The following is a 485-nucleotide window of genomic DNA, read 5'->3' on the forward strand; positions in this document are numbered from 1 at the left end:
GTCGTCCCCGTCCCCGACCCCGGCGGAGGCAGCCGTCCGGCCGCCGCACCCCGCCGCGTCGGCCGCCGCACCCACGGACGCCCCCACCGTCGCCGCCCGCCCCACCAACGCCCGCCGTACCTACCGGCCCGGTGTCGCGACCGGGGCCGGTGTGCCCGCGACGCCCTGGTCCGAGGGCTGGGAGCGGGCCGTGGCCGCGCTCGGGGCCGAGCCGGGACGGTTCGCGCGGGCGGCGGAGTACCTGCGCGAGGGCAGGGTCGGCACCGTCACGCTCACCTCCGGTACGGCGCTCGCCTACGTCCAGGGCGGCAGGGCCCGCCCGTACCGCGTGAGCCTGCGTACGCACCACCTGCCCGAGCCCGCCTGGGAACGCCTCGCCGACGCCTGCGCCGCGCGCGCCGACCGCCTCGCGGTACTCCTCGACGGCGGGCTGCCGGGCGCGCTCGCCGGGGCCGAGGGCGCGGCGCTGCTCCCCGCCCCGGGCG

The 485-nt window shown here is 81.9% G+C and carries 1 pseudogene; it reads left to right on the forward strand.

Annotated elements, in window-relative coordinates:
* Positions 1–485: pseudogene (locus G3I42_RS16795) on the forward strand (hypothetical protein); the annotation flags it as partial.

It is taken from the genome of Streptomyces sp. SID11385 (genome assembly GCF_010548245.1).
In the GTDB taxonomy this organism is placed as follows: Bacteria; Actinomycetota; Actinomycetes; order Streptomycetales; family Streptomycetaceae; genus Streptomyces.